We start from the raw sequence: 23,184 nt of genomic DNA on the forward strand, positions 1-23,184 counted from the left end.
ATTATATCTGAATTTGCGGGTGTTACCAAATTTGAAGCTGTTTTGGAAGGTATTACTTTCCGCGAAGAATCAGACGAGCAAACAGGTCACCGCGAAAAGGTAATTATCGATACCAGGGATAAAACCAAAAACCCTGTTATACAGGTTGCTGATAATAAAGGAAACATTATTAAAGGCTATAACATCCCGGTAGGCGCTCACATTGCTGTTGACGAAGGTGAAAAACTGCAAACAGGACAGGTTATTGCTAAAATTCCTCGTTCAACCGGTAAAACCCGGGATATTACAGGTGGTTTACCACGTGTAACCGAGTTATTTGAAGCACGTAACCCATCGAACCCTGCGGTAGTAACCGAAATTGACGGTGTGGTAACTTTAGGTGGTGTGAAACGTGGTAACCGCGAAATCACCATCGAATCGAAAGACGGACAGGTTAAAAAATACCTGGTTCCATTGTCGAAACACATCCTTGTACAGGATAACGACTTTGTGAAGGCAGGTATGCCATTGTCTGACGGTTCGATATCGCCTGCTGATATCCTTGCCATTAAAGGCCCTGCAGCAGTGCAGGAATACCTGGTAAATGGTATACAGGAAGTTTACCGCTTACAGGGTGTGAAAATTAACGATAAGCACTTCGAGGTAATTGTTCACCAGATGATGCAGAAGGTAGCTATTGAAGATGCCGGCGATACCCGCTTCCTTGAAAGGGAAGCAGTTGACAGCTGGGATTTCATGCTGGAAAACGACGACATCTTCGACAAGAAGGTTGTTACAGAGCCAGGTGATTCAACAAGCTTAAAATCAGGACAGATAGTTTCAGTAAGAAGGTTGCGCGATGAAAACTCAATTTTGAAACGTAAAGATTTGAAATTGGTTGAAGTGCGCGACGCAATTGCTGCAACCTCCAGCCCGATGCTGCAAGGTATAACAAGAGCTTCATTAGGTACTAAATCATTCATCTCGGCCGCATCGTTCCAGGAAACTACAAAAGTTCTGAACGAAGCAGCAATCGCAGGTAAAAAAGATTTGATGCTTGGCTTGAAAGAAAACGTTATTGTAGGTCACTTAATTCCTTCAGGAACAGGTCTGCGCGAATACGAAAATATCCGTGTTGGTTCACAGGAAGAATTTGACCGCTTGATGGCGTCGAAAGCTGAAGAAATAGAAGCTTAAAATTATTTCGAACAAATATATTATCAAAGCCTTCCGCACAAACGGAAGGCTTTTTTGTTAATTTAGCACCATGGAAGAACAAAACGAAAATCAACTGAATATTGAGCTTTCTGAAGAGATTGCAGAAGGTATATATTCCAACCTGGCTATAATCACGCATTCAAGCTCAGAATTTGTGCTTGATTTTATCCGTGTAATGCCCGGTGTGCCTAAAGCAAAGGTGAGATCGAGAATAATTTTGACGCCCGAGCATGCAAAACGTCTGTTAACGGCGCTTGAAGATAATTTAGAAAAATTTGAAAACGCAAATGGTCGTATAAAAATTCAGCAGGACCCATCGGGGTTCCCCATGAATTTTGGGGGCACAGTAGGACAGGCATAAATGGATAAATCGGCTAAAATATATATAGCAGGACACCGCGGTATGGTGGGATCGGCAATCCATCGCAAACTGCTTAAAGAAGGGTTTACCAATTTTGTTACCCGGACGTCAGATACACTGGATTTGCGCAATCAGCAGCAGGTGGCTGATTTCTTTGTCGACGAAACGCCCGACTATGTTTTTTTGGCGGCAGCTAAAGTTGGTGGCATTATTGCCAATAACACTTATCGGGCCGAGTTTTTGTATGATAACCTGCAGATACAAAACAATGTTATCCACAATGCATACCTTACCGGGGTAAAAAAGCTGATGTTTCTGGGCTCGAGTTGTATATATCCTAAAATGGCCCCGCAGCCACTAAAGGAAGAATATTTGCTTACAGGCTTGCTTGAACCGACCAACGAGCCTTATGCGATAGCAAAAATTGCCGGAATAAAAATGTGTGATGCCTACAGGGCACAATATCGTTGCAACTTTATATCGGTAATGCCTACCAATTTGTATGGCTATAATGATAATTACCATCCCCAAAACTCACATGTGCTGCCTGCCCTGATACGCCGTTTTCATGAGGCAAAGGAGCAGGGTTTGCCCGAGGTAACCATATGGGGGACTGGCTCACCAATGCGGGAGTTTTTATTTGCGGATGATTTAGCTGAGGCGTGCTATTACCTGATGCAAAATTACAATGAAGAAGGCCTTGTAAATATTGGTACCGGGCATGATATCTCAATTAAAGACCTGGCCATGCTTATTAAAAACGTTATAGGTTATAACGGCGAAATAAAATTTGATATCACCAAACCTGACGGAACACCCCGGAAGCTAATGGATGTTAGTAAACTGCACAGCAAGGGCTGGAAACATACAGTTGGGCTGCCTGAAGGCATAAAGATGGCATACCTGGATTTTTTAGCAAAACAAGCTTGAGTTCAGGGAACTGTTTGTTGAAAATTAAAACAATAACGGCTCTAATCTGTATTTAACGCATATTTATTCGGGCTGTGCTTTAGAGCGTTGCCGACCATTGGGAGCCGCTAATACTTACAAGTAATTTTATTTGCTTAATATTGCAGCGAATTTATTTGTAACCATATCACAAGTTTGGCAAAAATGCATTGGATGTGATTTTTATAAAATAATGAATAAACTTAAACTCTGCCTATTTATAATTTCTGTTTTTTTGTGCATCGCTGTTGTCACTCCGGCATCAGCACAAAGTATTCCGCAAAATCTTTCAAGCATAAATGTAGATGATCTTTCCGATCAACAGATAACTACACTGCTTCAGCAGGCGCAAAAAGCCAGGTTAACCGATGACCAGTTACTACAACAGGCGCAAGCGCGGGGTATGTCTGGCGTACAGGTTCAAAAACTGCAAACCCGTATAAATAATATCAGAAACAAGAACGGCGGCGGTAACAATAATAAATTAAAAAAATCGGCTGCGGATACTTTAAATGGTAAGCGTAAATCAAGTTACAGAGACACTACCAATACAGATACTTCATTAAAAAAGCTGGATTTATTTATTGATTTAAGACCTAAAATATTTGGAGCTGATTTATTCAGGAATAGTAATCCTACGACGTTCGAACCCAATTTGAAATTGGCTACGCCTTTAAACTATATTGTGGGACCTGATGACCAGCTGAATATTAATGTTTATGGGAATTCGGTGGTCGACTGGAGCCTGGACGTGTCGCCCGAGGGGAATATCAACATCCCCGGTGTTGGAGTCTTAAATGTAGCCGGCAAAACTATCGCTGATGCTACAACCGCAATAAAGAACCGGCTGAGAGCTAACAATTATGCAATTGACAAAGGTACAAACGTTAAAGTTACACTCGGCAATATTCGCAGTATTAAGGTAATTGTTCAGGGGCAGGTGGTCAAACCCGGCACCTATACCGTTTCTTCATTGGCTACTGTTATTAACGCCCTGTATGCGTCTGGCGGCCCTAACGATGTAGGGTCATTCAGGCAAATTGAGGTCATCAGGAATAATAGAATAGTGCGGCGTGTCGACTTGTATGACTTTTTGGTAAAAGGCAGTCAAAAAGATAACATATCGTTGCAGGACCAGGACGTAATTAGGGTGCCTACCTACCATATACGCGTAACGCTAAAAGGAGAGGTGAAAATTCCGGCTCTGTTTGAAGTTTTACCGGGTGAAACGCTGCAGGATGTTTTGAACTTTAGCGGTGGGTTTACCGATGAGGCATATACTGCGCGTATTAAAGTTGACCAGGTTAGCGATCAGCAACGGAGGATTACAGACGTTTTCGAAAGCGACTATAAAAATTATACACCTTTAAGAGGCGATAAATATACAGTGGATAAAATTTTGGACCGGTACGAAAACCGGGTTCAAATTCAGGGCGCAGTTTTCAGACCTGGAGAGTTTGAATTGCAAAAGGGTTTGACCCTATCGCAGTTGATAAAAAATGCCGGGGGATTAAAGGAAGATGCTTTTACCGGCCGTGGGAGCATAGTGAGGCTTAATCAGGATAATACTACACAGCAACTCTCATTTAATGTAAAAGATGTATTGAATAAGCCGTCAGCAGATATATTGTTGCAACGCGAAGATAGTGTGAACGTGGCCTCGATTTTTGATTTGCGTGACGCTTACAAGGTTACTATAAAGGGCGAGGTTAGAAAACCCGGAGATTTTGTATTTTCAGATAGCTTAAAAGTTGCCGACCTGATCGTTAATGCCGGTGGTTTTACCGAAGGTGCCAGCCCTAAACGGATTGAGGTTTCCCGCCGCGTGTACGATAATGATCCCAAGGTATTAAGCAGCAAAATTGCCCAGGTATTTATAGTTGATGTTAATGAAGGGTTAAAAGATGAGTATTCTAATTTTACACTTAGGCCTTACGATATAGTGTCGGTATATAGTTTACCGGGGTATGAGGTTCAAAAAACGGTTAAAGTGGAAGGTGAGGTAATTTATCCCGGTTATTACACCATTCAAAAGAAAAATGAGAAGATATCAGACATAATAGCCCGTGCCGGCGGATTAACCCCTTCGGCAGATATCGAAGGGAGCAGTTTAAAGCGCGACAATGCCGCGGTGCTTGGTGTGGACAAAACCAAAATTGATACTGCCGAGATAAACAGGGAGCGTATGCTAAATTTACAAAGGCTGCAAAATGATTATAGTGCAAATCCGAAAAAAGATACTATCCAGCTTAGAAATAACTATGTGGGGATTGACCTGAAGAAAATATTGCAGAAACCTGGTGGCAGTGAAGATCTTATCTTAGAGAACGAGGATGTTTTAAGGGTGCCTAAACAGCAACAAACTGTTAGGGTGAATGGTGAGGTGCTTTACCCGAGTGCGATAGTTTACAGTAGCGGTAAATCTTTCAGAGGGTATGTATTAAATGCTGGTGGATTTGCTCCCAGGGCGTTAAAACGCGGCGCATATATTGTTTATCCAAATGGAACGGTTAAAGGAACAAGTAAGTTTTTGTTTTTCAATATTCACCCCAGTGTAAAACCCGGCAGTGAAATTTATGTGCCCAAAAAGCCAATTAGCAATAATAACACGGCTCAAACAATTTTGGGCTTTACTACGGGCCTGGCATCATTGGGTGCAATTATACTTGGGATAATTAGCCTGCATAAATAAAAATTAAACTATTGTATTAATGGCCCAGGTTAAAGAAAATAGCAATATCCCCGCTGAGGAAGTTACATTAAAGGATGTAATTCTTAAACTTATAGGGTGGTGGCGGTTTTTGTTATCCAAATGGGCGACCATATTGTTTGCAGCGGTTATAGGTGCAGCAGTTGGTCTCACCTATTCTTTTATAAGCAAAACCAAATATGTCGCCGAATTAAGTTTCGCACTTGACGATGATAAATCAGGGGGCGGGGCGTTGGGTGCTTTAGGTCTGGCCAGCCAGTTTGGGATTGATTTAGGTAATAGCGGTGGTGGTGGAGCTTTTAACGGCGATAATCTGCTGGCGCTCATGAAGTCACGTTCAATAGTCGAAAAGACGTTGTTGGCAACTGTTACCATTAACAATAAGCGGCAAACGCTGGCCCAATATTATATTGAGTTCACGGGGTTTTATAGCGACAATCCAAAGTTAAGGGATGTTAGTTTTTTACCTGACGTTGAGAGGACAAAATTTACACTAAAGCAAAACGGAGCTTTGGGCGCTTTATATTCAAAAATAATCAAAGATAATTTAACGGTTGATAAGTTTGATAAAAAGCTGACGATTATCACCGTTAAGGTCGAATCAGAAAATGAGTTATTTTCCCAAAATTTTACCGAAATACTTGTGAAAAATGTTTCTGATTTTTACATAGATACAAAAACGAAAAAGTCTGCATACAATGTTGCTGTGCTGCAACGGCAAACAGATTCTGTTAGGCGCGAGTTAAACGCGGCCCTCACAGGCGTTGCAGCAACATCTGATGTTAATCCTAATGCAAACCCATCGTTACAAATACTACGGGTGCCCTCACAACGTCGCCAAGTTGATGTTCAGGCTAACCAGGCTATACTAACCCAATTAGTTGCAAATCTTGAAATATCAAAAGTATCGTTACGGAAAGAAACACCGTTAATACAGGTGATAGACCGGCCGATACTTCCGTTAGAAGAGGAAAAATTCGGGAAACTAAAAGGGCTGATTTTAGGCGGTGTGTTATTTGGTTTTTTTGCTGTCCTATTCTTCACAGTGTCAAAAGCCTGGAAAAAAATATTAAGATAATGCAATATTTTACTCTGAAAGTTGTAGGGCGGTTTTATGAGACCAGCGATACAGTCACGGTCTCATTTAAACAGCCGGGGCTTAAAAAAATAAAATATAGCGCCGGGCAGTATCTAACTCTAATCTTTAGGATAAATGGACGCAGGTATATGCGTCCGTACTCATTTTCGTCTGCACCATTTATTGATGCTGATCTGGAGGTAACAATTAAGCGGGTGCCGGGCGGTATTGTATCAAACCATATTATCGACAGTTTAAAAGTTGGTGACATTGTTGAAGTGATGGAACCGATGGGCGATTTTATATTGAGGGAGAACAATATTGCACAAGATACAAGAATTGTGCTATGGGGAGCAGGCAGTGGTATTACACCGCTTATGTCGTTAGCAAAATACGCTTTACATCAAAATATAGCTAGCCATGTAACCCTCATATACGGTAATCGAAATATAGAAAGCGTAATATTTAATGATAAAATTGAGGATTTAAAAAAACGGTTTGACAATAAGTTTTCTGTTTGGCATTTTCATACCAGGTTGGCGATCAGATCAAATAATCCCTATGTTATTGAAGGCCGTATTAGTCCTCAAAAGGTTTTATCGGTAATGCAGGATGAAAATAATTTTGATAATAGTTTACATTATATATGCGGGCCGGTTGGATTAAAAGAATCGGTTAAAGCCGTATTGCTTAACCATGGTGTTAGTAATGAGAAAATATACTTTGAAGATTTTGAAGTAGCACGCAACCCCGCTGATTTTGACGAAATAGTCACCAGGGAAGTATTAATAAAAAAAGGCGGCCAACATACAACGGTTGAAGTAGCTAAGGGTAAAAGTATTCTCGAGGCAGGGCTTGATGCTATGATTGAATTATCTTATTCGTGTCAAACCGGGAATTGTTTGGTTTGTAAAGGGCGCTTAATTAAGGGAGAAGTCAAAATGATAGGAGTTAAGAAATTGCCGGAAGATTTGCAGCAAAATGAGTATTTATTATGCAGCAGTTTCCCCCTTACAGACGAAGTTGAAATAGAAGTGGATTAATAAAATATAAATGAAAGTTGTACTATTAGCTGGCGGATTTGGAACCAGGTTATCTGAAGAAACTGTATTAAAGCCCAAACCGATGGTGGAAATTGGAGGGATGCCCATATTATGGCACATCATGAAAATATATTCGGCCCATGGATATAATGAATTTATAGTTTGCCTTGGATATAAAGGATATTTGATAAAGGAATATTTTGCAAACTACTTTTTGCATAAATCTGATGTAACGATTGATCTGGCCGATAATTCGATAAAAGTACTTGACTCACAAGCCGAACCCTGGAAAATTACGCTTGTTGATACCGGCACTGAATCCATGACGGGTGGCAGGATCAAGCGTATTCAACAATACACCAATAATGAAACGTTTATGCTAACCTATGGCGATGGTGTGGGTAATATCAATATTAAAGAACTTGCGGATTACCATAAAGCACATGGTAAACACTGTACTGTAACATCTGTGCAACCTTCCGGAAGATTTGGTGCGCTGAACATACTTGAAGATTCTACCGTTCATTCCTTCACGGAAAAACCCAGGGGCGATGGCGCCTGGATAAATGGCGGCTTCTTTGTTTGCGAGCCTGAGGTTTTTGATCATATAAAGGATGGGGATAAAACTGTTTGGGAGCAGGCCCCAATGGAACAAATAGCAAATTCAGGGCAAATGTGTGCCTACAAACATAGTGGATTTTGGAGGCCGATGGATACATTAAAGGATATGCACGATTTAAATAACATGTGGAACACAAATAGCGCTCCATGGAAAATGTGGTAAGTATGTTACATATATTACAAGAAACTTACCGTGGGAAGCGGGTTTTCCTGACCGGTCACACGGGCTTTAAAGGTTCGTGGCTCCTGAAAATCCTTACAATGCTTGGCGCCGAAGTTAAGGGTTATGCCTTGCAACCTGCCGGACTGCCAAACCTTTACGACATTATTAGCGGAGATGAACTTTGCCAATCGGTTATAGCTGATTTGCGTAACAGGGAGGCATTAAAAACTGCTGTTTTGGATTTTCGGCCCGATTTTGTTTTTCACCTCGCTGCGCAGCCGCTGGTGCGATTATCTTATCAAATTCCATCAGAAACTTTTGAAGTTAATGCGATCGGTACAGCTAACCTGCTGGATGCAATAGCCCTTTTGGACAACCCTTGTAACGCTGTTTTAGTTACTACCGATAAAGTATATCATAACAATGAGTGGGAGTACCCATATCGCGAAAATGACCGTTTGGGTGGAAATGACCCATATAGCGCAAGTAAAGCATGTGCTGAATTAGTTATTGATTCTTATCGCAATTCATTCTTCAACGTAAAGAATTACGCTACTCATAAAAAAGCAATAGCCGTAGGCAGGGCAGGTAATGTTATTGGAGGGGGCGATTGGTCTGATAACAGGCTAATACCAGATGTAGTTAAGGCGTTGAATAAAAATGAGAAAATAGAAATCAGGAGCCCCGAATCTGTCAGGCCTTGGCAGCATGTTTTAGAACCCTTGGCAGGATACTTATTACTGGGCGCCAAATTATGCAAAGACCCTCAACAATATTCTCAGGCCTACAATTTTGGCCCCGACTTAGATGATGCCCTGCCTGTTAACAAAATGGTAGAAATGGCAATTGATTGCTGGGGTGGTGGGGAGTATTTTATTAACAAGGAGATTAATCAGGTGCATGAAGCCGGATTGCTTAAATTAGATGTAAGTAAAGCGAAAGCCCAACTTAATTGGACACCCCAACTGGCAGCGTACAAAGCCGTCGCCGATACAATAACTTGGTATAAGGAATTCTACAAAAGTACAGACATGGCGGCGTTCACCGATACCCAAATTCATCAATTTTTTAATGGCTAGAGTTTTTATAACCGGTATTACTGGTTTTCTGGGATCAAATATAGCCAGGTATTTGCTTGAAGCACGGCATGACGTAGTTGCTATTTATCGGGAAAATTCATCAAGAGATTTATGCTTAACTTACATTGAAAATGTAACCTGGATAATAAAAGATGATAGTGATGAATGGATTAATAGTGTTGCTAACGGGAAGATTGATGTGGTAATACATGCAGCCTGGTTAGGCGTGGGGCACAGGGAACGGAATAACTGGGACCACCAGTTTTTAAATATAAACTTCCTGCAAAAAGTATTGCAGGTAACTCAAAAAAGCGGAGCTAAAAAATTAATAGGTTTAGGTTCGCAAGCCGAATATGGTGTTTTTAACGGGTGCATTGGTGAGAATCATCCCTTAAATGCGAATGAAGCTTATGGCCATGTAAAAATTATTTGTTCAGAAATAATTAAGCAGTTTTGCAGCTATAATAACATAGACTGGTATTGGCTGCGGCTATTTTCTTTTTTTGGGAAAGGTGAGTCGGATACATGGTTAATTCCGTCATTAATAAAAAAAATCACTATTAGTGACGAGATAGACTTAACTTTGGGCGCGCAGAAATACGCTTACTTATATGTTGACGACTTGGGTTTAGCCATAAATAAAATTATTAATAGCCAGGGAAATCCTGGTACATACAATATATCAGGAGCATCATTGCTGGCGCTCAAAGACTTAATTCAGAGGATAAGAGATTACATTAACCCAAAATTTAAGCTAAATTTTGGGGCTCTTCCTTATCGGCCAAATCAATCAATGCATATACAGGGCGATTCTGCAAAGTTCGTCGAAGCTTTTGGAGCGTTTGAGGTGTCAAATTTTGATAAATCGCTGCTGAAAACAATTGATTATTTTTTAAAAAAACCATTTACAAACAAATGAAGGTTTCGGATTTTGTAGCTACATATTTAGAAAAAAGAGGTGTAAAGCATGTTTTTGAGCTATCTGGTGGAATGATAACACATCTTTTAGATTCATTAAACCAGAAAACGTCTATTAATATAATTACCATGCATCATGAACAATCTGCGGCATTTGCAGCAGATGCTTATGGGCGAATTACCGGTATACCGGGTATTGCGCTGGCCACCAGCGGGCCGGGGGCAACTAATTTATTAACCGGGATAGGCAGTTGTTATTTTGATTCCTCTCCTGCAATTTTTATAACAGGCCAGGTTAATCGTCATGAACAAAAACGCGATAGAAATATAAGGCAACTGGGATTTCAGGAGACAGATATTATTTCGATGGCAAAACCAATTACAAAGGCCTGTTTTAAAATCGAAAGCGAACACGAGTTACCTGCTATTTTAGAGCAAGCTTTTTTAATTGCCACCGAGGGCAGGCCGGGCCCGGTGCTGATTGACATACCGATGGATATTCAGCGGGCACAAATTGATATTCGGGATTACGGTGTTGTTGCCCCAATTTTGCTGGGACCATCGGCAGCCCAGCTGAAAAATATTTTTGATGATATAAAAAAGGCAAAAAGACCACTGGTATTAGTGGGCAGGGGAGTAAGATCGGCGTTTGCAATAGAGCAACTGAAAATTTTCCTTCAAAAAACCCAATTGCCTGTAGCGACTACTTTGCTTGCTATCGATGCTTTGGAACATGATTCTCCTTCCAGGGTGGGATTTATCGGGGCTTATGGAAACAGGTGGGCAAATATCGCATTCGGAGAGTGTGATTTGTTACTTGTGATTGGCAGTCGCCTTGATATCAGGCAAACCGGCGCGGATACCAAATTTTTCGAAAATCGCAAGATTTATCATGTTGATTGTGAGCAGGATGAGATTAATAATAGGGTAAAAGGTTGTATACCTGTAATTGCTGATGCAAAACAGTTTTTTACCGACTTTGTTAATGAGGCAGCAACCGAAATTTTTGAAAAGCCAATAGAATGGTATGATTACATAAATGCATTAAGGCTCCAATGGCCTGATACGGCAGAGCTTAAGCCTGTTGGGATTAATCCCAATGTATTTATTCATGCCTTGTCCCACAATTCGAAATTAACCAAATGTTATTTGGCGGATGTTGGTAGCCATCAAATGTGGACTGCCCAATCAATAGAGATTTACAAAGATCAGTTATTTTTAACATCAGGAGGGATGGGGGCCATGGGGTTTGCACTGCCGGCTGCCATTGGGGCTTGTTTCGCGTTGAATTTAAAACCTGTGGTGGCAATAATTGGCGATGGCTGCATGCAATTGAATATCCAGGAACTGCAAACCATTGTGCGTAACAAGTTGCCTGTAAAAATGGTAGTAATGAATAACAAAAATCTGGGAATGATCCGCCAGTTCCAGGATAGTTATTTTGAATCGAGATATCAGTCGACCTATTGGGGTTATAGTGCCCCCGATTTTGAAAAAGTTGCAAATGCATACGAAATAAATGCAATTACTATTAATACTGAAGATGAAATAGAAGATGCAATAAAATGGATGTGGAACGACCAAAATGTGAATTCGCCTGTTTTACTGCAGGTGATGATAGATCCGCATACAAATACTTATCCTAAAATTGCATTTGGCAGGCCTATTACAGAAATGGAACCGTTTGCAAAACCTATTGAAATGGAAGGTACCTGATAGATTTATTTATAAATTAAAACATGTTAAAAAATATTATTGATCCTGAATTAGAAAAAAATCTCAGGAATATAGCAAAAGCAAAAACCAGCCAGGTTATTATCCCTGGGAAAAATTATATACCGGTTACAGGGAAGGTTTTGGATGAGGATGATATATTATCAGGAGTTGATGCTGCTTTAGATGGCTGGCTAACTGCCGGGCGCTTTGCCAATGCATTTGAATATGATTTTGCAAAGTATTTTGGAGCCCACAAAGCTTTATTAGTCAACTCTGGTTCATCGGCAAATTTGGTTGCATTTTACGCGCTTACTTCAACAAAATTGGGCGACCGGGCTATAAAACCCGGCGATGAGGTAATTACAGTTGCAGCCGGGTTCCCAACGACGGTAAACCCCATGATTCAGTTTGGGGCTATTCCTGTGTTTGTTGACGTTGATATTGCCACCCATAATGTAAAAGCGGAAGATATAGAAGCCGCTGTATCGCCAAAGACAAAAGCAATTATGATAGCGCATTCATTAGGTAACCCGTTTGATTTGGACGAGGTAATGCGGGTTGCCAAAAAATATAACCTGTGGGTTGTAGAAGATGACTGTGACTCATTAGGGGCTACTTACAGAGATAAAAAAACAGGCACATTTGGCGATATATCAACTTTCTCGTTTTACCCGGCACATCATATTACAATGGGCGAAGGCGGCGCTGTTTTAATAAACAATCCTGAATTGGCGAAAATTGCCGAAAGCTTTAGGGATTGGGGGCGCGATTGCTATTGTGAACCGGGTAAGGATAACACCTGTGGTTGTCGTTTTTCGCAGCAATTAGGTACATTGCCATATGGTTACGATCATAAATATACCTATTCTCATATCGGTTTTAATTTAAAGGTTACCGATATGCAGGCTGCTTTCGGGGTTTCGCAATTGAAAAAGCTTGATCACTTTGTACAGCGAAGGCGCGAAAATTATAAAGCTCTTTATGAGCGTATGAAGACGCTGGAGGAAATATTTATCCTTCCGGAGCCAACTCCAAACAGCAATCCTTCATGGTTTGGGTTTTTACTTACTTTGCGCGAAGGCGACGCTGCTGACAGGCACATGCTTGTACAGCACCTGGAAGAGAAAATGATTGGAACGCGTTTGCTTTTTGGCGGAAACCTGCTACGCCAGCCAGCTTATGCCAATATTAAGCACCGTACCATCGGAGGGCTTGAAAATACCGATACCATAATGAACCAGTCTTTTTGGATAGGTGTATGGCCCGGATTAAATGAAAATCACTATGACTATATACTAGATGTGATAAAACAATATATTAATTAGAAAAAAGATGTCGATAGTCTCAGAAATTAAAAAGAAACTGGTTGAAATAAAGGTTAACTATTTAAAAAAAGCGCAGTATAAAAATGTTCTTGAAAACCTTGGGTCCAATATTCCGCAATCAGATGATTTTAAAAATAACGACTTAGAGAAATGCTTTAGGCAAAAAAACGTTCACACAGAGAATAATGTAATAACAGACCGTATAATTCAAGCGTATAACAAGGCAAAAAAAGTTCAAAAAACCTTACCAGGGGCTTTTCAGGTGGGTAATGAATGGTTACCTATCTATGAGAATTATATGAATGATATTATTATCGCTTTAAATACGTTAAATAAAGCTGACACAAATAAAATATACGAAAATTTTATGCGTGAAGGTTGTAGCGTAGGATTGCATGGTTTACCATTTAGTATGGAGGATAATTTTTTTAATGGTAAAATTTCCAGGCTAAATGGTGACATATACTTGCTTGATTCTATTTATAGATATAATCATTGGAAGGAGCTGACCGCTAACCAATACCAGGTAGGCGACTTGTATATGCCGGACTATGGAAATCCGTACGGATATTATATAAACAATGAGTTTGTGAGAACCGGTGCAGAATATTTTCACTATTACGCCACACGTATTTCGGAGTTAATTAAAGGCGAAAAAGGGAGAAAAGTGGTGGTGGAGCTTGGGGGCGGGTACGGTGGTCTTGGATATTTCTTAAATAAAGTAATTGATGACGTTACGTATGTTGATTTTGATTTGCCGGAAAATATGGCCTTAACTGCATATTACCTAATGAATTGTTACCCGGAAAAGAAAATATTGCTATACGGGGAAGACGATTTTAATGAAGAAAGTATCTCAGAATACGATGTGATCATAATGCCTAATTTTGAAGTGCTTAACCTTCCTTCGGGAAAAGCCGATTTGGTGTTTAACTCATATAGTTTGGCGGAGATGTCGACAGAAACGATTAATACCTATATAACTGAATTGAAACGGGCAACAAAAAAACATGTTTTTCATGTAAATCATACCATCAAATCAAATTCTTTAAAAGCAGACGAGTTTGGTATCGAAGACAAAGACTTTAAACTTGTTTCAAAAAAACCAGCGTTATGGAACTTGGGAAGAGATTCAAAAATGGATGAATTCGAATACTTGTATTCGAAATAAAAAGAATAATAATTTTGATTGTAGCAGATAGCTAAAAGTTAGCGTATAGGTAATCTGGTATGATTATTAAATACACTGCAATTTCAAAGCCCTCCGCGCTAATTATAAATATGCCTAACCACGTATAATGAAGTCCATAATAAAGGTGTTTTCCGCGAAACTGGGGATTGATGGAGCCATTGCGTATACAATACTGACCAGGGTTATACAGGCTGGCAGCGGCCTTATATCAATTATTTTTATTGCGAAGTTTTTATCGTCGAACGAGCAGGGGTACTATTACACATTTGCCAGCGTTTTGGCGATACAAATATTTTTTGAATTGGGTTTAAGCGGCATAATAACACAATATGCCGCTCACGAATTTGCTCATTTAAGCCTGACCGCAGACTTCCAATTAGCAGGCGAAGAGTTTCATAAATCACGATTGTCATCGCTGCTTCGATTTTGTGTTAAATGGTTTGCAATTATATCCGGAATTTTGTTTTTTATTTTATTGGCAGTTGGTTTCTTCTTTTTCTCCTCATATAATAAAGACTTAAATATTTCCTGGCACTACCCATGGGTTATACTTTGTGTAGCTACATCGTTAAACCTTTTTATCGACCCGGTACTTGCATTTTTTGATGGCCTTAATCAGGTAAAGGATATGTCAAAGGTGCGGCTGATTCAAAAAATAGCCAATATTGTTTTGTTATTTGTGTTTTTTCTGTGTGGATTTAAATTATATGCAGCTGCTTTAGCTTCCTTAATTGCAATCGGGATCAATTACATCCAGGTGATTTTCTCTAACAGAATAAAATTATTAAAAGCCGTGTGGCGTGCTCAAAGCAAATGGAAAATAAATTATTTAAAAGAAATATTTCCCCTGCAATGGAAAATTGCATTGAGCTGGATAAGCGGTTATTTCATATTTCAATTGTTTATCCCGGTTTTGTTTGCAACAGAAGGCCCAATAGTAGCCGGGCAAATGGGGATGACGCTGGCGGCGTTAAATGGTGTGCTATCCGTATCAATTAGCTGGATTACTACCAAAGTACCCCTGTTTTCAGGTTTAATTGCCAAAAAGGAATATGAAAAGTTAAATGAAAAATTTAATTTAATCACAAAGCAAGCATGCCTGATTTGTGCGCTTTGCCTGGGTATATTTATTATTTTTGTTGAAATAGTACGACATTTTCATTTCCCGGTCGGCAACCGGTTTTTGCCAACTTTTCCACTTGTTTTATTAACCATCTGCACTTTTATCAGCCAATTTATTTTCGCTTTGGCCACGTATTTACGCTGCCACAAAAAAGAGCCCTTTTTGGTCCAGTCAATTGTAATGGGCATCTTAAGTGCGTTATCAACAATATTTTTAGGTAAATATTTTGGCGTAAATGGTATCACGATAGGTTACACAACACTAATGATATTTGCGGGACTACTTTGGGTGACTATAATTTTTAAAAACAAAAAATTGGAATGGCATCATTAGGGGAGACTATATTAACAATTGCTATACCCACTTATAATAGAGCTGTATTCCTAAATAAAGCTTTAAATAGCATTCAAACTCAACTAATCGGCTATGAAGATTTAGTTGAAATTATTGTATCTGATAATTGCTCAACTGATAATACCGCTGAAACGGTTACGGCTTTCATCGATAACGGAGTAAATGTAAGGTACATTATTAATGCTGCTAACATTGGCGCTGATTTAAATATTGCCCAGTGCTTTTTAGAAGCGCACAGTAAATTTGTACTTATTTTAGGAGACGACGATTTTTTTCTAGCCGGTGCAATTGAAAAAATTATAGCAATTATACAAAATAAGGGAGATGCGGGTATAATTTTTGTTAATGGTGCTTCGTATAATGATAAGTTTGAAGTAATAAAAACACCTTCATCTCAGGATGGTAGTTTCGATGTATACCACAACAAATCTGATTTTGTTAAAAGAGTAAATTATTATTTAACGTTTATATCTGGCAATATCATAAAAAAGGAATTGGTTGATAAGGATGTTAACCTTGATGATTTTAAAAAAACAAACTTAATTCAGTTGGGATGGGTTATACCGGCATTTATAAATTCGCCTTACAACGTTGTTGTAGAGGAAAATCTCTTGGGTATCGGCAGTGTTGAAAATACCGGGGGCTATAAATTATTTGATGTTTTTGGCGAAAAGTTTAATTTAATAATGAAAGCTTTTATTGCGAAAGGGTTCAATCAAAAGTATATCAATATCGTAAATAATAGTCTTATCATTTCTTTCTTTCCTCCCTTTTTGGTAATGAACAAATCGGCAGCAAATGGTAGGTTGGTGAGTGAAGATCCGTCGCCGGTACTATACTCTAACTTTAAAAAATACGGCGCTTTTTGGGTGGCATTGTTCCCAATATTACTTTTACCACGTCAATTTTGTAGATTTGGTATCGCTGGTTCGATGTTGCTCAAAAAGATGACAGATGTCAGGAGCATTCTTTTCGCCCGACTTAACAAGAATACCATTAGGATTGAAAAGGGTTACTACAGTTATCAATCAAAGTAAGTGAGTTATATCAAAAAGATTTTAAAAAATGCGTTTTATGTATTTGTGCTGCTAATTTATAATAAGCTTACCAAAATACTTATAAATTATACAAAGCGGGTACTTTCTCTAATTTACGGAAACATGATCAAGACCGAACTGAAAGAGATCGGTCCGGCGTTTTACCTGCAATATCCTGTTACACTTAAAGGTGGAAAATATATTACTATAGGCAATAATTTTTCTACCCGGGCAAGGCTGCGTATTGAGGCATGGGATGAATATCAGGGCGATAAATACCAGCCTAAGATAAAGATCGGCGACAATGTTAATATAAACTTCGACTGCCATATCGGCGCAATAAATTACATAGAAATTGGCGACAATGTTTTGATAGGTAGCAAGGTGCTCATTACCGATCATTCACACGGTGAAGTTTCGGCGAACAATTTATTAACAGCTGCAAGTCAACGCCCACTATTTTCAAAAGGCCCGGTAATAATTGAGAAGAATGTTTGGATAGGGGAAGGTGCCGCTATTTTGGCCGGTGTTAGGGTCGGCGAAAATTCCATAATTGGCGCAAATGCAGTAGTTACTTCAGATGTCCCTAATAATTGCGTAATAGGTGGGATACCAGCGCGAATTTTAAAACAGTTTTAATATAAATGGCAAATAAGGAAAAGAAAGCGCGTGTTATTGCATTTTATTTACCACAATTTCATCCAACGCCTGAAAATGACGTTTTTTGGGGAAAGGGGTTTACGGAATGGACAAATGTTGGCAAAGCCAAGCCGCTGTTTAAAGGCCACTATCAACCACATGTGCCGGCGGATTTGGGCTATTATGATTTAAGATTGCCCGAAACCAGGGAAGCACAGGCAGATTTGGCAAAGGAATATGGGATAGAGGGTTTTTGTTACTGGCATTATTGGTTTGGTGACGGTAAAAGAACGTTAGAGCGGCCATTTGCCGAAGTATTGAAAAGCGAGAAACCTGATTTGCCTTTCTGCGTAGGCTGGGCAAACGAAACCTGGAGTGGAATTTGGCATGGCGAAGACAAAAAAGTGCTGATTGAGCAAAAGTATCCGGGCAAAGCAGACTACGAACAACATTTTTTAAGTCTGGTGGATGCGTTTAAAGATCCACGCTATATTAAAGTTGATGGAAAACCATTAGTTTATATTTACCGGCCGTTTCAAATTCCTGATATTAATGTGTTTTTTGAAGCATGGAGGGGGCTTGCCGTTGAGCATGGACTGGCTGATATTTATTTTGTTGGCCATTGTCAGCAGTTTGAGCAAAAAAACGAAATACTTCAACTTGGATTCGACGCTGTAAATATTTCAAGAATATTTGATATAGAGAGATTTACAACCTCAAAAATTAAACGTGGTGTTTTACATCGTGTGTTTAAAAAACTAAGGACATACGACTATGAAAAGGCGTCGGCATATTTTGTGGGTAGCGAGGAGACTGAGTTAAATTGTATCCCAACTATAATTCCTAATTGGGATAACTCACCAAGGAGCGGCACCAGGGCGTACATAATGACTAACTCAACACCTGGCAAATTTCAAAAACATATTAAAGATGTTTTTAAAATTATTGAGCACAAGCCAGAAGAAAACAGGCTGGTATTTTTAAAGTCATGGAACGAATGGGCCGAGGGCAACTATGTTGAACCCGACTTGGTTTATGGAAGGGGATATTTGGAAGCAATTCAGGACGAAGTATTGGTTAAATAATGATAGCTTTGAATTTTAGTGAATTGAAATAGAAGCAAAACCTTATATTTTAGACTTTAAAAATTGATTTTATACATCTCCTTATATCTTTACTTAGTAGGGTTAAGTTTTCTTGATTACGTTAAGATTTCTAAAGTAAGCAGGGTATTGTTTATATATGCAGGTAGCGCGTTCACTTTTTTAGTGTTTTGGGCACTTGCAAGTCTCAGGTGGAAAACGGGGACCGATTGGGATAGTTATTACGATTCATTTAGCTATTTTTCGGAGGTTTACGCAAAGTTATTTGAGCCTGGTTTTTCATTTTTACTTTCCTTTGTCAGGAGTTTTACGGATAACTACACCATATTCCTAACTATATTCTCATTTCTGTGCCTGTCGTTAAAATTTAAGTTCTTTTTAAAATACCATAAAGAAACAATATTTACGGTTTTGCTATTGTTTTTGTGCTATTATTTTGCCGATATATTTGCTGTTCGGCAAAATCTCGCAATTTCTCTTACGTTATTTAGTACGATTTTTATTATTGAGCGCAAGCCCATAATTTTCGCGGTGTTTGTTGGCGTTGCTGCATCAATACACATCACAGCTGTTCTCTACTTTGCAGCCTACTATATTTACTGGGCCAATATTAGTGACCGGTCATTTTATATTTTAATAGGCGTCAGTTTTGTTTTTGGGGTATTTAGCCTTGATGAAAAATTATTGAACCTCCTGCTCCAGGTGGTTGGCGTTGGGGGCCGGGCCGGTGAGAAAATAAGCGGATATCTGAACGGCGAATACGATACGGGTAACCCAACTGGAAATCCGCTCGTGCTTTATTTACTTGGAACCGTCAAACGAATTATTTTCATACCAATTTTTGTTTTCATCAAGAATAAACTTCGAGATACCACCCCTTTGGTGCAGGGATATTTTAAACTGTACATGGTGGGTAATATAATCTACTTTTTGTTTGCTAAAGACTTAGCCGTATTTGCAAGGGCTTCAGTTTCTTACCTTTTCTTTGAGATTTTTTTAGTTGCCTATACAATAAATTACTTTAGAAATTCAAAAAAAGCATTGGTACTGGTTTTTGCGATAGCTATGATAGTGGTGTTAAGCAGGTATAATGCTCTAATTAATTCATACAAGGAACTTTATGTGCCATATAACTCAATTTTCGATAAACATTTTGAAAGGTAGTAGGTAAATGATTTTAGTTAGTGAAGTCGTTCATCCAGGCGAAGTGCACCTTGAGTTTAACGCTGCCTTGTTGCAGGTGTTTAGTTCTGTCTACCCTAACGAATCATTTATTTACCGGGCAGAAGACGAACAGTTGAAATTAGTTAAAGAGCGTATTTTAACTCCTTTAAATATTGAATTTTGTGGCTTTGATAGCTATTACGATCCTAAAGCGTTTTCGTGGCCGGCAAGAATTTTTGGAGAGATAAAAGAAATCTACCGTTCACTGCGGTTAGGGGAAAAGCGGAATGTTAGCACTTATTTGTGGACATGTCTTTTCCCGACGGGCCATCTTTTTTTAAGTCTTTATTTATTTATTTTTCGAAGTAAAAAAGCCAAACATTTAATTGTTCTGCATGGCGAGCTCGAATTTTTAAAATCAGCAAATCGAAAGAAAACCACCATTGCTTTTGGCGTTATGTTAAAACTTGCAATAAACCTGGGTAATAAAACAACCAGGTATATTGTACTTGGCGACCGCATAAAGGGCCACCTTGAGAGTTACTTTTCAAATAATGTCACTAAAAGGATAATCACAATATTACATCCTTATTCATATCATTCGGATTATAAGCAGGTTGCTTTTGACGTGGATAAGACGCCGTTAACGTTGGGAGCTATTGGAACGCAGATGCTTTCAAAAAATTCAAACTTAATTTTTGAACTGGCTCGGATACTCGAAAAGGAAATTGCCAGGGGAGCATTGGATTTCAGGACGATCGGCAAAGTGCTGCCCGAAATATCCCCGTTTACAAATAAATTGGTTAATCAACGTTACCCTGACGCATTTGTCCCAAACGCTATTTTTGAAACCGAAGTCGGGAAACTAGATTTTGTTTTGTTTTTTTATAGCAATGATTCTTATCAATTATGCGCAAGCGGGGCGATTTTTGAGGTGATCAAACTTGGAATACCTATAATTTCAATTTATAACGATTACTTTGACTGGCTTTTTAATGACTACGGCGAAATGGGATTTCTTTGTAAAGACATAAACGAGATGAGCGCGGTGATTTTAAATATTGTTAACGGGAAACTGACGACAGAAATAGATGTTTTTGTAAGAAATATAGAGACCTTTAAGACGAAAAATAATTTGCAGTCAATTGCCACAGATTTAGCGACCAAATTATGATTGAAGATATTTCAATATCGGTAATTATACCCTGTTTTAATTCCGAAAATACTATACAAGATTGCGTCAATTCGGTTTTAAACCAGTCGGTTAGTGTTAACGAACTAATTATTATTGATGATGGCAGTACCGATAATACAAGAACCATAATTAAAGAGATCCTCAAAGAGATGCCCCCTGAAATTAAGGCTATTTCAATTGAACAACAAAATCAGGGCCCCTCGGCGGCGAGAAATAATGGAGTGAAAATCTCATCGTCGGCTTATATAGCGTTTTTAGACAGCGACGATAAATGGTTCCCTGAGAATATTCGTTTAATAAAAGAATTTATTACAGCTAATAACAGTTACGACGTTGTATCAACGAAGTATCAATCGGCGCCCACAGCTTTTACCGGAGAGGTTACTTTTAAAAAATTACTTTTTAAAAATTATTTTCTAACGCCTTGTGTAGTTGTAAAAAGGAAAACATTTCAGATGCAAAATGGTTTTGATGAAGGTATGCGTTTTTCCGAAGACTATTTTTTGTGGTTGAATATAATACATAAGGGGAGGGGCTATTTATTGCCTTATACCGGTGCCCGTAATATCGAAGATAAAAAACCATTCGGGCAAAAAGGACTATCTTCCAATTTGAAGGAAATGCATCTGGGCGTATTGAAAGCATTCCAACAGCTTTCTCAGTCTCAAAAGATAAGTTATCGGGAATACCTTATGGTAGCTTTTTTTGAAAATATAAAATATCTCAGGCGATTGCTGATATCTCACTAATAATTCATTTGTACATTATATTATGAAAAAAACGTTATTGCTGATTTGCATAATTTTATCATTAAATCGTGGTACAAATGCAGCCCGCTTCTTTAAGAATAAATCATTGACTAATGATAATATTGTTTCGGTTCAAGCTTACGGGGCGAAAGGTGACGGTCATACGGATGATGCCGCTGCGTTTGAAAAAGCAATATTGTTTTGTATTAAGAGGCATAAACAATGTTACGTGCCGAAAACAAATAGTTCATATAATATCTCGACGACTATAAGGGTGAATTTAGAGCCGGGCGAATCGTTAAGTATTTCATCAAATGGGGCTGTAATAAAACCGGTAAGCCCACCTGTTAATAGCGCCGGGTGGAATTTGACAGCGTTTAAAGAACATATTTTTCTTTCGGTAGGGAAGAAAATTTATGGACTGGGGAATGACATGTTCAAGTATAGCAACGGCTCGGCGGTTGAAGTCTCAGGGCTGGAATTTGACGGCGCGAACTTGCAGGGGCCGTTTGCACCGACTGCGTTAAGCACCGATATATTTATTGGGATGCAGGTACTGGCAGAAAAGGTAGCTATATCTAATTGTGTATTCAAAAATATATATGGGTATGGAATAACAATTTATAACGTTAAAAACGCTTTCCTAAATCATTGTAAATTTGAAAATGTGGGGGGGCGGGGTGGCACCCCTATTGCCCAAAAAATAGATCGTGATGCTTTTGGCGATGGAGTTCATTTTTCAATGGTGAAAGCAAATGGTAAGGTTACTATACAAAACTGCAGCTTTAACGGGCTTAAAACCCAGGGAAGAAGAAGCAGATCTGCTATTACATTTGAGTTTTCAAATCAGCCTTATGCAGCTTTTGTTACTAATGTGAGCATTTCCGGGTTTGCAAAGTGTATGCATATAGAGGAAAGTGCTGCAACAACCGTTAATTTGGACCAGGTCCGCATGTCTGATTTTAATTTTGGAATAGTAAACGTATTGAATGATCGGTCTGTTGTTTCTCTTAATAACGTTAAAATGGATGTTGGGATAGCTGATGGCAATGACGGAGGGGATGCGCTCGCTTTCCTTAACTACCGGAGCAAAGCCAAAATTTACGTAGCAAACTCTTACCTTAATTTTAATGGAAAAAAACAATCATATCAGAGTGCGCCCGGTCTGGTAAAGGTTCGAAATACCATTATAAATGGTAATAACACAAACTTTTTTTTTGCTGATGGGAGTACAGTTTTTGATCATTGTACCTTTGTCGCTTTTGGTGGAAACGGCCCGTCATTTTGGGGCGGCATGCTTAGCAATTACAAATTAATTAATTGCACGCTAAAAAACAGTTCAACTATACATGCAAACGGGCAAAAACTTAAATTGGAAATCCAAAAAGGGCGATAATAATAAAAGCAGTTATACCTGCTTTAAAAATGTGCATTTGTTTGCCTTAAAAGTCCGGGGCGTTGCATCAAAA

Annotated in this window: 19 protein-coding genes and 1 pseudogene; all 20 read left to right on the forward strand. The window is 39.0% G+C overall.

Going from position 1 to position 23,184, the window contains the following annotated elements:
* Positions 1-1,176: pseudogene (locus tag Q0R52_RS11545) on the forward strand (DNA-directed RNA polymerase subunit beta'); the annotation flags it as partial.
* Positions 1,177-1,246: 70 nt separating this feature from the next.
* The gene (locus Q0R52_RS11550; RefSeq protein WP_252789922.1) at positions 1,247-1,558 is read left to right on the forward strand and encodes a DUF3467 domain-containing protein; all 312 of its coding nucleotides are present in this window, start codon (positions 1,247-1,249) and stop codon (positions 1,556-1,558) included.
* Complete coding sequence (locus Q0R52_RS11555; protein WP_295794814.1) at positions 1,559-2,488, forward strand: GDP-L-fucose synthase; 930 nt, start codon at positions 1,559-1,561, stop codon at positions 2,486-2,488.
* 211 nt (positions 2,489-2,699) lie between these two features.
* Positions 2,700-5,198, forward strand: coding sequence for an SLBB domain-containing protein (locus Q0R52_RS11560; protein ID WP_295794815.1), 2,499 nt, complete (start codon positions 2,700-2,702; stop codon positions 5,196-5,198).
* A gap of 19 nt (positions 5,199-5,217) precedes the next feature.
* Positions 5,218-6,294: a lipopolysaccharide biosynthesis protein gene (locus Q0R52_RS11565; RefSeq protein ID WP_295794816.1), complete on the forward strand. Its 1,077-nt coding sequence runs from the start codon at positions 5,218-5,220 to the stop codon at positions 6,292-6,294.
* Entirely contained in the window at positions 6,294-7,337 is a 1,044-nt protein-coding gene (locus Q0R52_RS11570) for a ferredoxin--NADP reductase (RefSeq protein ID WP_295794817.1), read from the forward strand. Before Q0R52_RS11565 ends, Q0R52_RS11570 begins: the two co-directional genes overlap by 1 nt.
* A gap of 10 nt (positions 7,338-7,347) precedes the next feature.
* Positions 7,348-8,121, forward strand: a complete 774-nt coding sequence (gene rfbF / locus Q0R52_RS11575; protein WP_295794818.1) for a glucose-1-phosphate cytidylyltransferase — start codon at positions 7,348-7,350, stop codon at positions 8,119-8,121.
* Between the two features lie 2 nt (positions 8,122-8,123).
* On the forward strand, positions 8,124-9,200 hold the full coding sequence (rfbG, locus tag Q0R52_RS11580) for a CDP-glucose 4,6-dehydratase (protein WP_295794820.1): 1,077 nt from the start codon (positions 8,124-8,126) through the stop codon (positions 9,198-9,200).
* Entirely contained in the window at positions 9,193-10,119 is a 927-nt protein-coding gene (locus Q0R52_RS11585) for an NAD(P)-dependent oxidoreductase (protein ID WP_295794821.1), read from the forward strand. Before rfbG ends, Q0R52_RS11585 begins: the two co-directional genes overlap by 8 nt.
* A complete protein-coding gene (locus tag Q0R52_RS11590; RefSeq protein ID WP_295794822.1) occupies positions 10,116-11,834 on the forward strand; it encodes a thiamine pyrophosphate-binding protein in 1,719 nt (572 codons plus the stop codon). Before Q0R52_RS11585 ends, Q0R52_RS11590 begins: the two co-directional genes overlap by 4 nt.
* A 23-nt stretch (positions 11,835-11,857) precedes the next feature.
* Positions 11,858-13,159, forward strand: coding sequence for a lipopolysaccharide biosynthesis protein RfbH (rfbH, locus tag Q0R52_RS11595; RefSeq protein ID WP_295794823.1), 1,302 nt, complete (start codon positions 11,858-11,860; stop codon positions 13,157-13,159).
* A 7-nt stretch (positions 13,160-13,166) separates the two neighbouring features.
* Positions 13,167-14,330 carry a putative sugar O-methyltransferase gene (locus tag Q0R52_RS11600; protein ID WP_295794824.1) on the forward strand — a complete coding sequence of 388 codons (1,164 nt, stop codon included), beginning with the start codon at positions 13,167-13,169 and terminating at the stop codon, positions 14,328-14,330.
* Positions 14,331-14,457: 127 nt separating this feature from the next.
* A complete protein-coding gene (locus tag Q0R52_RS11605; RefSeq protein ID WP_295794825.1) occupies positions 14,458-15,807 on the forward strand; it encodes a hypothetical protein in 1,350 nt (449 codons plus the stop codon).
* The gene (locus tag Q0R52_RS11610; RefSeq protein ID WP_295794827.1) at positions 15,795-16,865 is read left to right on the forward strand and encodes a glycosyltransferase family 2 protein; all 1,071 of its coding nucleotides are present in this window, start codon (positions 15,795-15,797) and stop codon (positions 16,863-16,865) included. Before Q0R52_RS11605 ends, Q0R52_RS11610 begins: the two co-directional genes overlap by 13 nt.
* A gap of 123 nt (positions 16,866-16,988) precedes the next feature.
* The gene (locus tag Q0R52_RS11615) at positions 16,989-17,504 is read left to right on the forward strand and encodes an acyltransferase (protein ID WP_295794828.1); all 516 of its coding nucleotides are present in this window, start codon (positions 16,989-16,991) and stop codon (positions 17,502-17,504) included.
* A gap of 5 nt (positions 17,505-17,509) precedes the next feature.
* Positions 17,510-18,589, forward strand: coding sequence for a glycoside hydrolase family 99-like domain-containing protein (locus Q0R52_RS11620; protein WP_295794829.1), 1,080 nt, complete (start codon positions 17,510-17,512; stop codon positions 18,587-18,589).
* 63 nt (positions 18,590-18,652) lie between these two features.
* Positions 18,653-19,771 carry an EpsG family protein gene (locus Q0R52_RS11625; RefSeq protein ID WP_295794830.1) on the forward strand — a complete coding sequence of 373 codons (1,119 nt, stop codon included), beginning with the start codon at positions 18,653-18,655 and terminating at the stop codon, positions 19,769-19,771.
* A 7-nt stretch (positions 19,772-19,778) separates the two neighbouring features.
* Positions 19,779-20,945, forward strand: coding sequence for a hypothetical protein (locus Q0R52_RS11630; protein ID WP_295794831.1), 1,167 nt, complete (start codon positions 19,779-19,781; stop codon positions 20,943-20,945).
* The gene (locus Q0R52_RS11635; protein WP_295794832.1) at positions 20,942-21,715 is read left to right on the forward strand and encodes a glycosyltransferase family A protein; all 774 of its coding nucleotides are present in this window, start codon (positions 20,942-20,944) and stop codon (positions 21,713-21,715) included. The genes Q0R52_RS11630 and Q0R52_RS11635 overlap by 4 nt, the downstream gene beginning before the upstream one ends.
* 22 nt (positions 21,716-21,737) lie before the next feature.
* Positions 21,738-23,111, forward strand: coding sequence for a glycosyl hydrolase family 28-related protein (locus Q0R52_RS11640; RefSeq protein WP_295794833.1), 1,374 nt, complete (start codon positions 21,738-21,740; stop codon positions 23,109-23,111).
* Positions 23,112-23,184 lie beyond the last annotated feature (73 nt).

Source organism: Mucilaginibacter sp., from assembly GCF_025359345.1.
Classification (GTDB): Bacteria; Bacteroidota; Bacteroidia; order Sphingobacteriales; family Sphingobacteriaceae; genus Mucilaginibacter.

Coding starts and splice junctions, on each gene's coding strand:
- Q0R52_RS11565 (WP_295794816.1), top strand. CDS start 5,218: ATGGCCCAGGTTAAAGAAAATAGCAATATCCCCGCTGAGGAAGTTACA.
- Q0R52_RS11550 (WP_252789922.1), top strand. CDS start 1,247: ATGGAAGAACAAAACGAAAATCAACTGAATATTGAGCTTTCTGAAGAG.
- rfbF (WP_295794818.1), top strand. CDS start 7,348: ATGAAAGTTGTACTATTAGCTGGCGGATTTGGAACCAGGTTATCTGAA.
- Q0R52_RS11635 (WP_295794832.1), top strand. CDS start 20,942: ATGATTGAAGATATTTCAATATCGGTAATTATACCCTGTTTTAATTCC.
- Q0R52_RS11640 (WP_295794833.1), top strand. CDS start 21,738: ATGAAAAAAACGTTATTGCTGATTTGCATAATTTTATCATTAAATCGT.
- Q0R52_RS11605 (WP_295794825.1), top strand. CDS start 14,458: ATGAAGTCCATAATAAAGGTGTTTTCCGCGAAACTGGGGATTGATGGA.
- Q0R52_RS11560 (WP_295794815.1), top strand. CDS start 2,700: ATGAATAAACTTAAACTCTGCCTATTTATAATTTCTGTTTTTTTGTGC.
- Q0R52_RS11610 (WP_295794827.1), top strand. CDS start 15,795: ATGGCATCATTAGGGGAGACTATATTAACAATTGCTATACCCACTTAT.
- Q0R52_RS11620 (WP_295794829.1), top strand. CDS start 17,510: ATGGCAAATAAGGAAAAGAAAGCGCGTGTTATTGCATTTTATTTACCA.
- Q0R52_RS11555 (WP_295794814.1), top strand. CDS start 1,559: ATGGATAAATCGGCTAAAATATATATAGCAGGACACCGCGGTATGGTG.
- Q0R52_RS11570 (WP_295794817.1), top strand. CDS start 6,294: ATGCAATATTTTACTCTGAAAGTTGTAGGGCGGTTTTATGAGACCAGC.
- rfbG (WP_295794820.1), top strand. CDS start 8,124: ATGTTACATATATTACAAGAAACTTACCGTGGGAAGCGGGTTTTCCTG.
- Q0R52_RS11630 (WP_295794831.1), top strand. CDS start 19,779: ATGATTTTAGTTAGTGAAGTCGTTCATCCAGGCGAAGTGCACCTTGAG.
- rfbH (WP_295794823.1), top strand. CDS start 11,858: ATGTTAAAAAATATTATTGATCCTGAATTAGAAAAAAATCTCAGGAAT.
- Q0R52_RS11615 (WP_295794828.1), top strand. CDS start 16,989: ATGATCAAGACCGAACTGAAAGAGATCGGTCCGGCGTTTTACCTGCAA.
- Q0R52_RS11585 (WP_295794821.1), top strand. CDS start 9,193: ATGGCTAGAGTTTTTATAACCGGTATTACTGGTTTTCTGGGATCAAAT.
- Q0R52_RS11590 (WP_295794822.1), top strand. CDS start 10,116: ATGAAGGTTTCGGATTTTGTAGCTACATATTTAGAAAAAAGAGGTGTA.
- Q0R52_RS11600 (WP_295794824.1), top strand. CDS start 13,167: ATGTCGATAGTCTCAGAAATTAAAAAGAAACTGGTTGAAATAAAGGTT.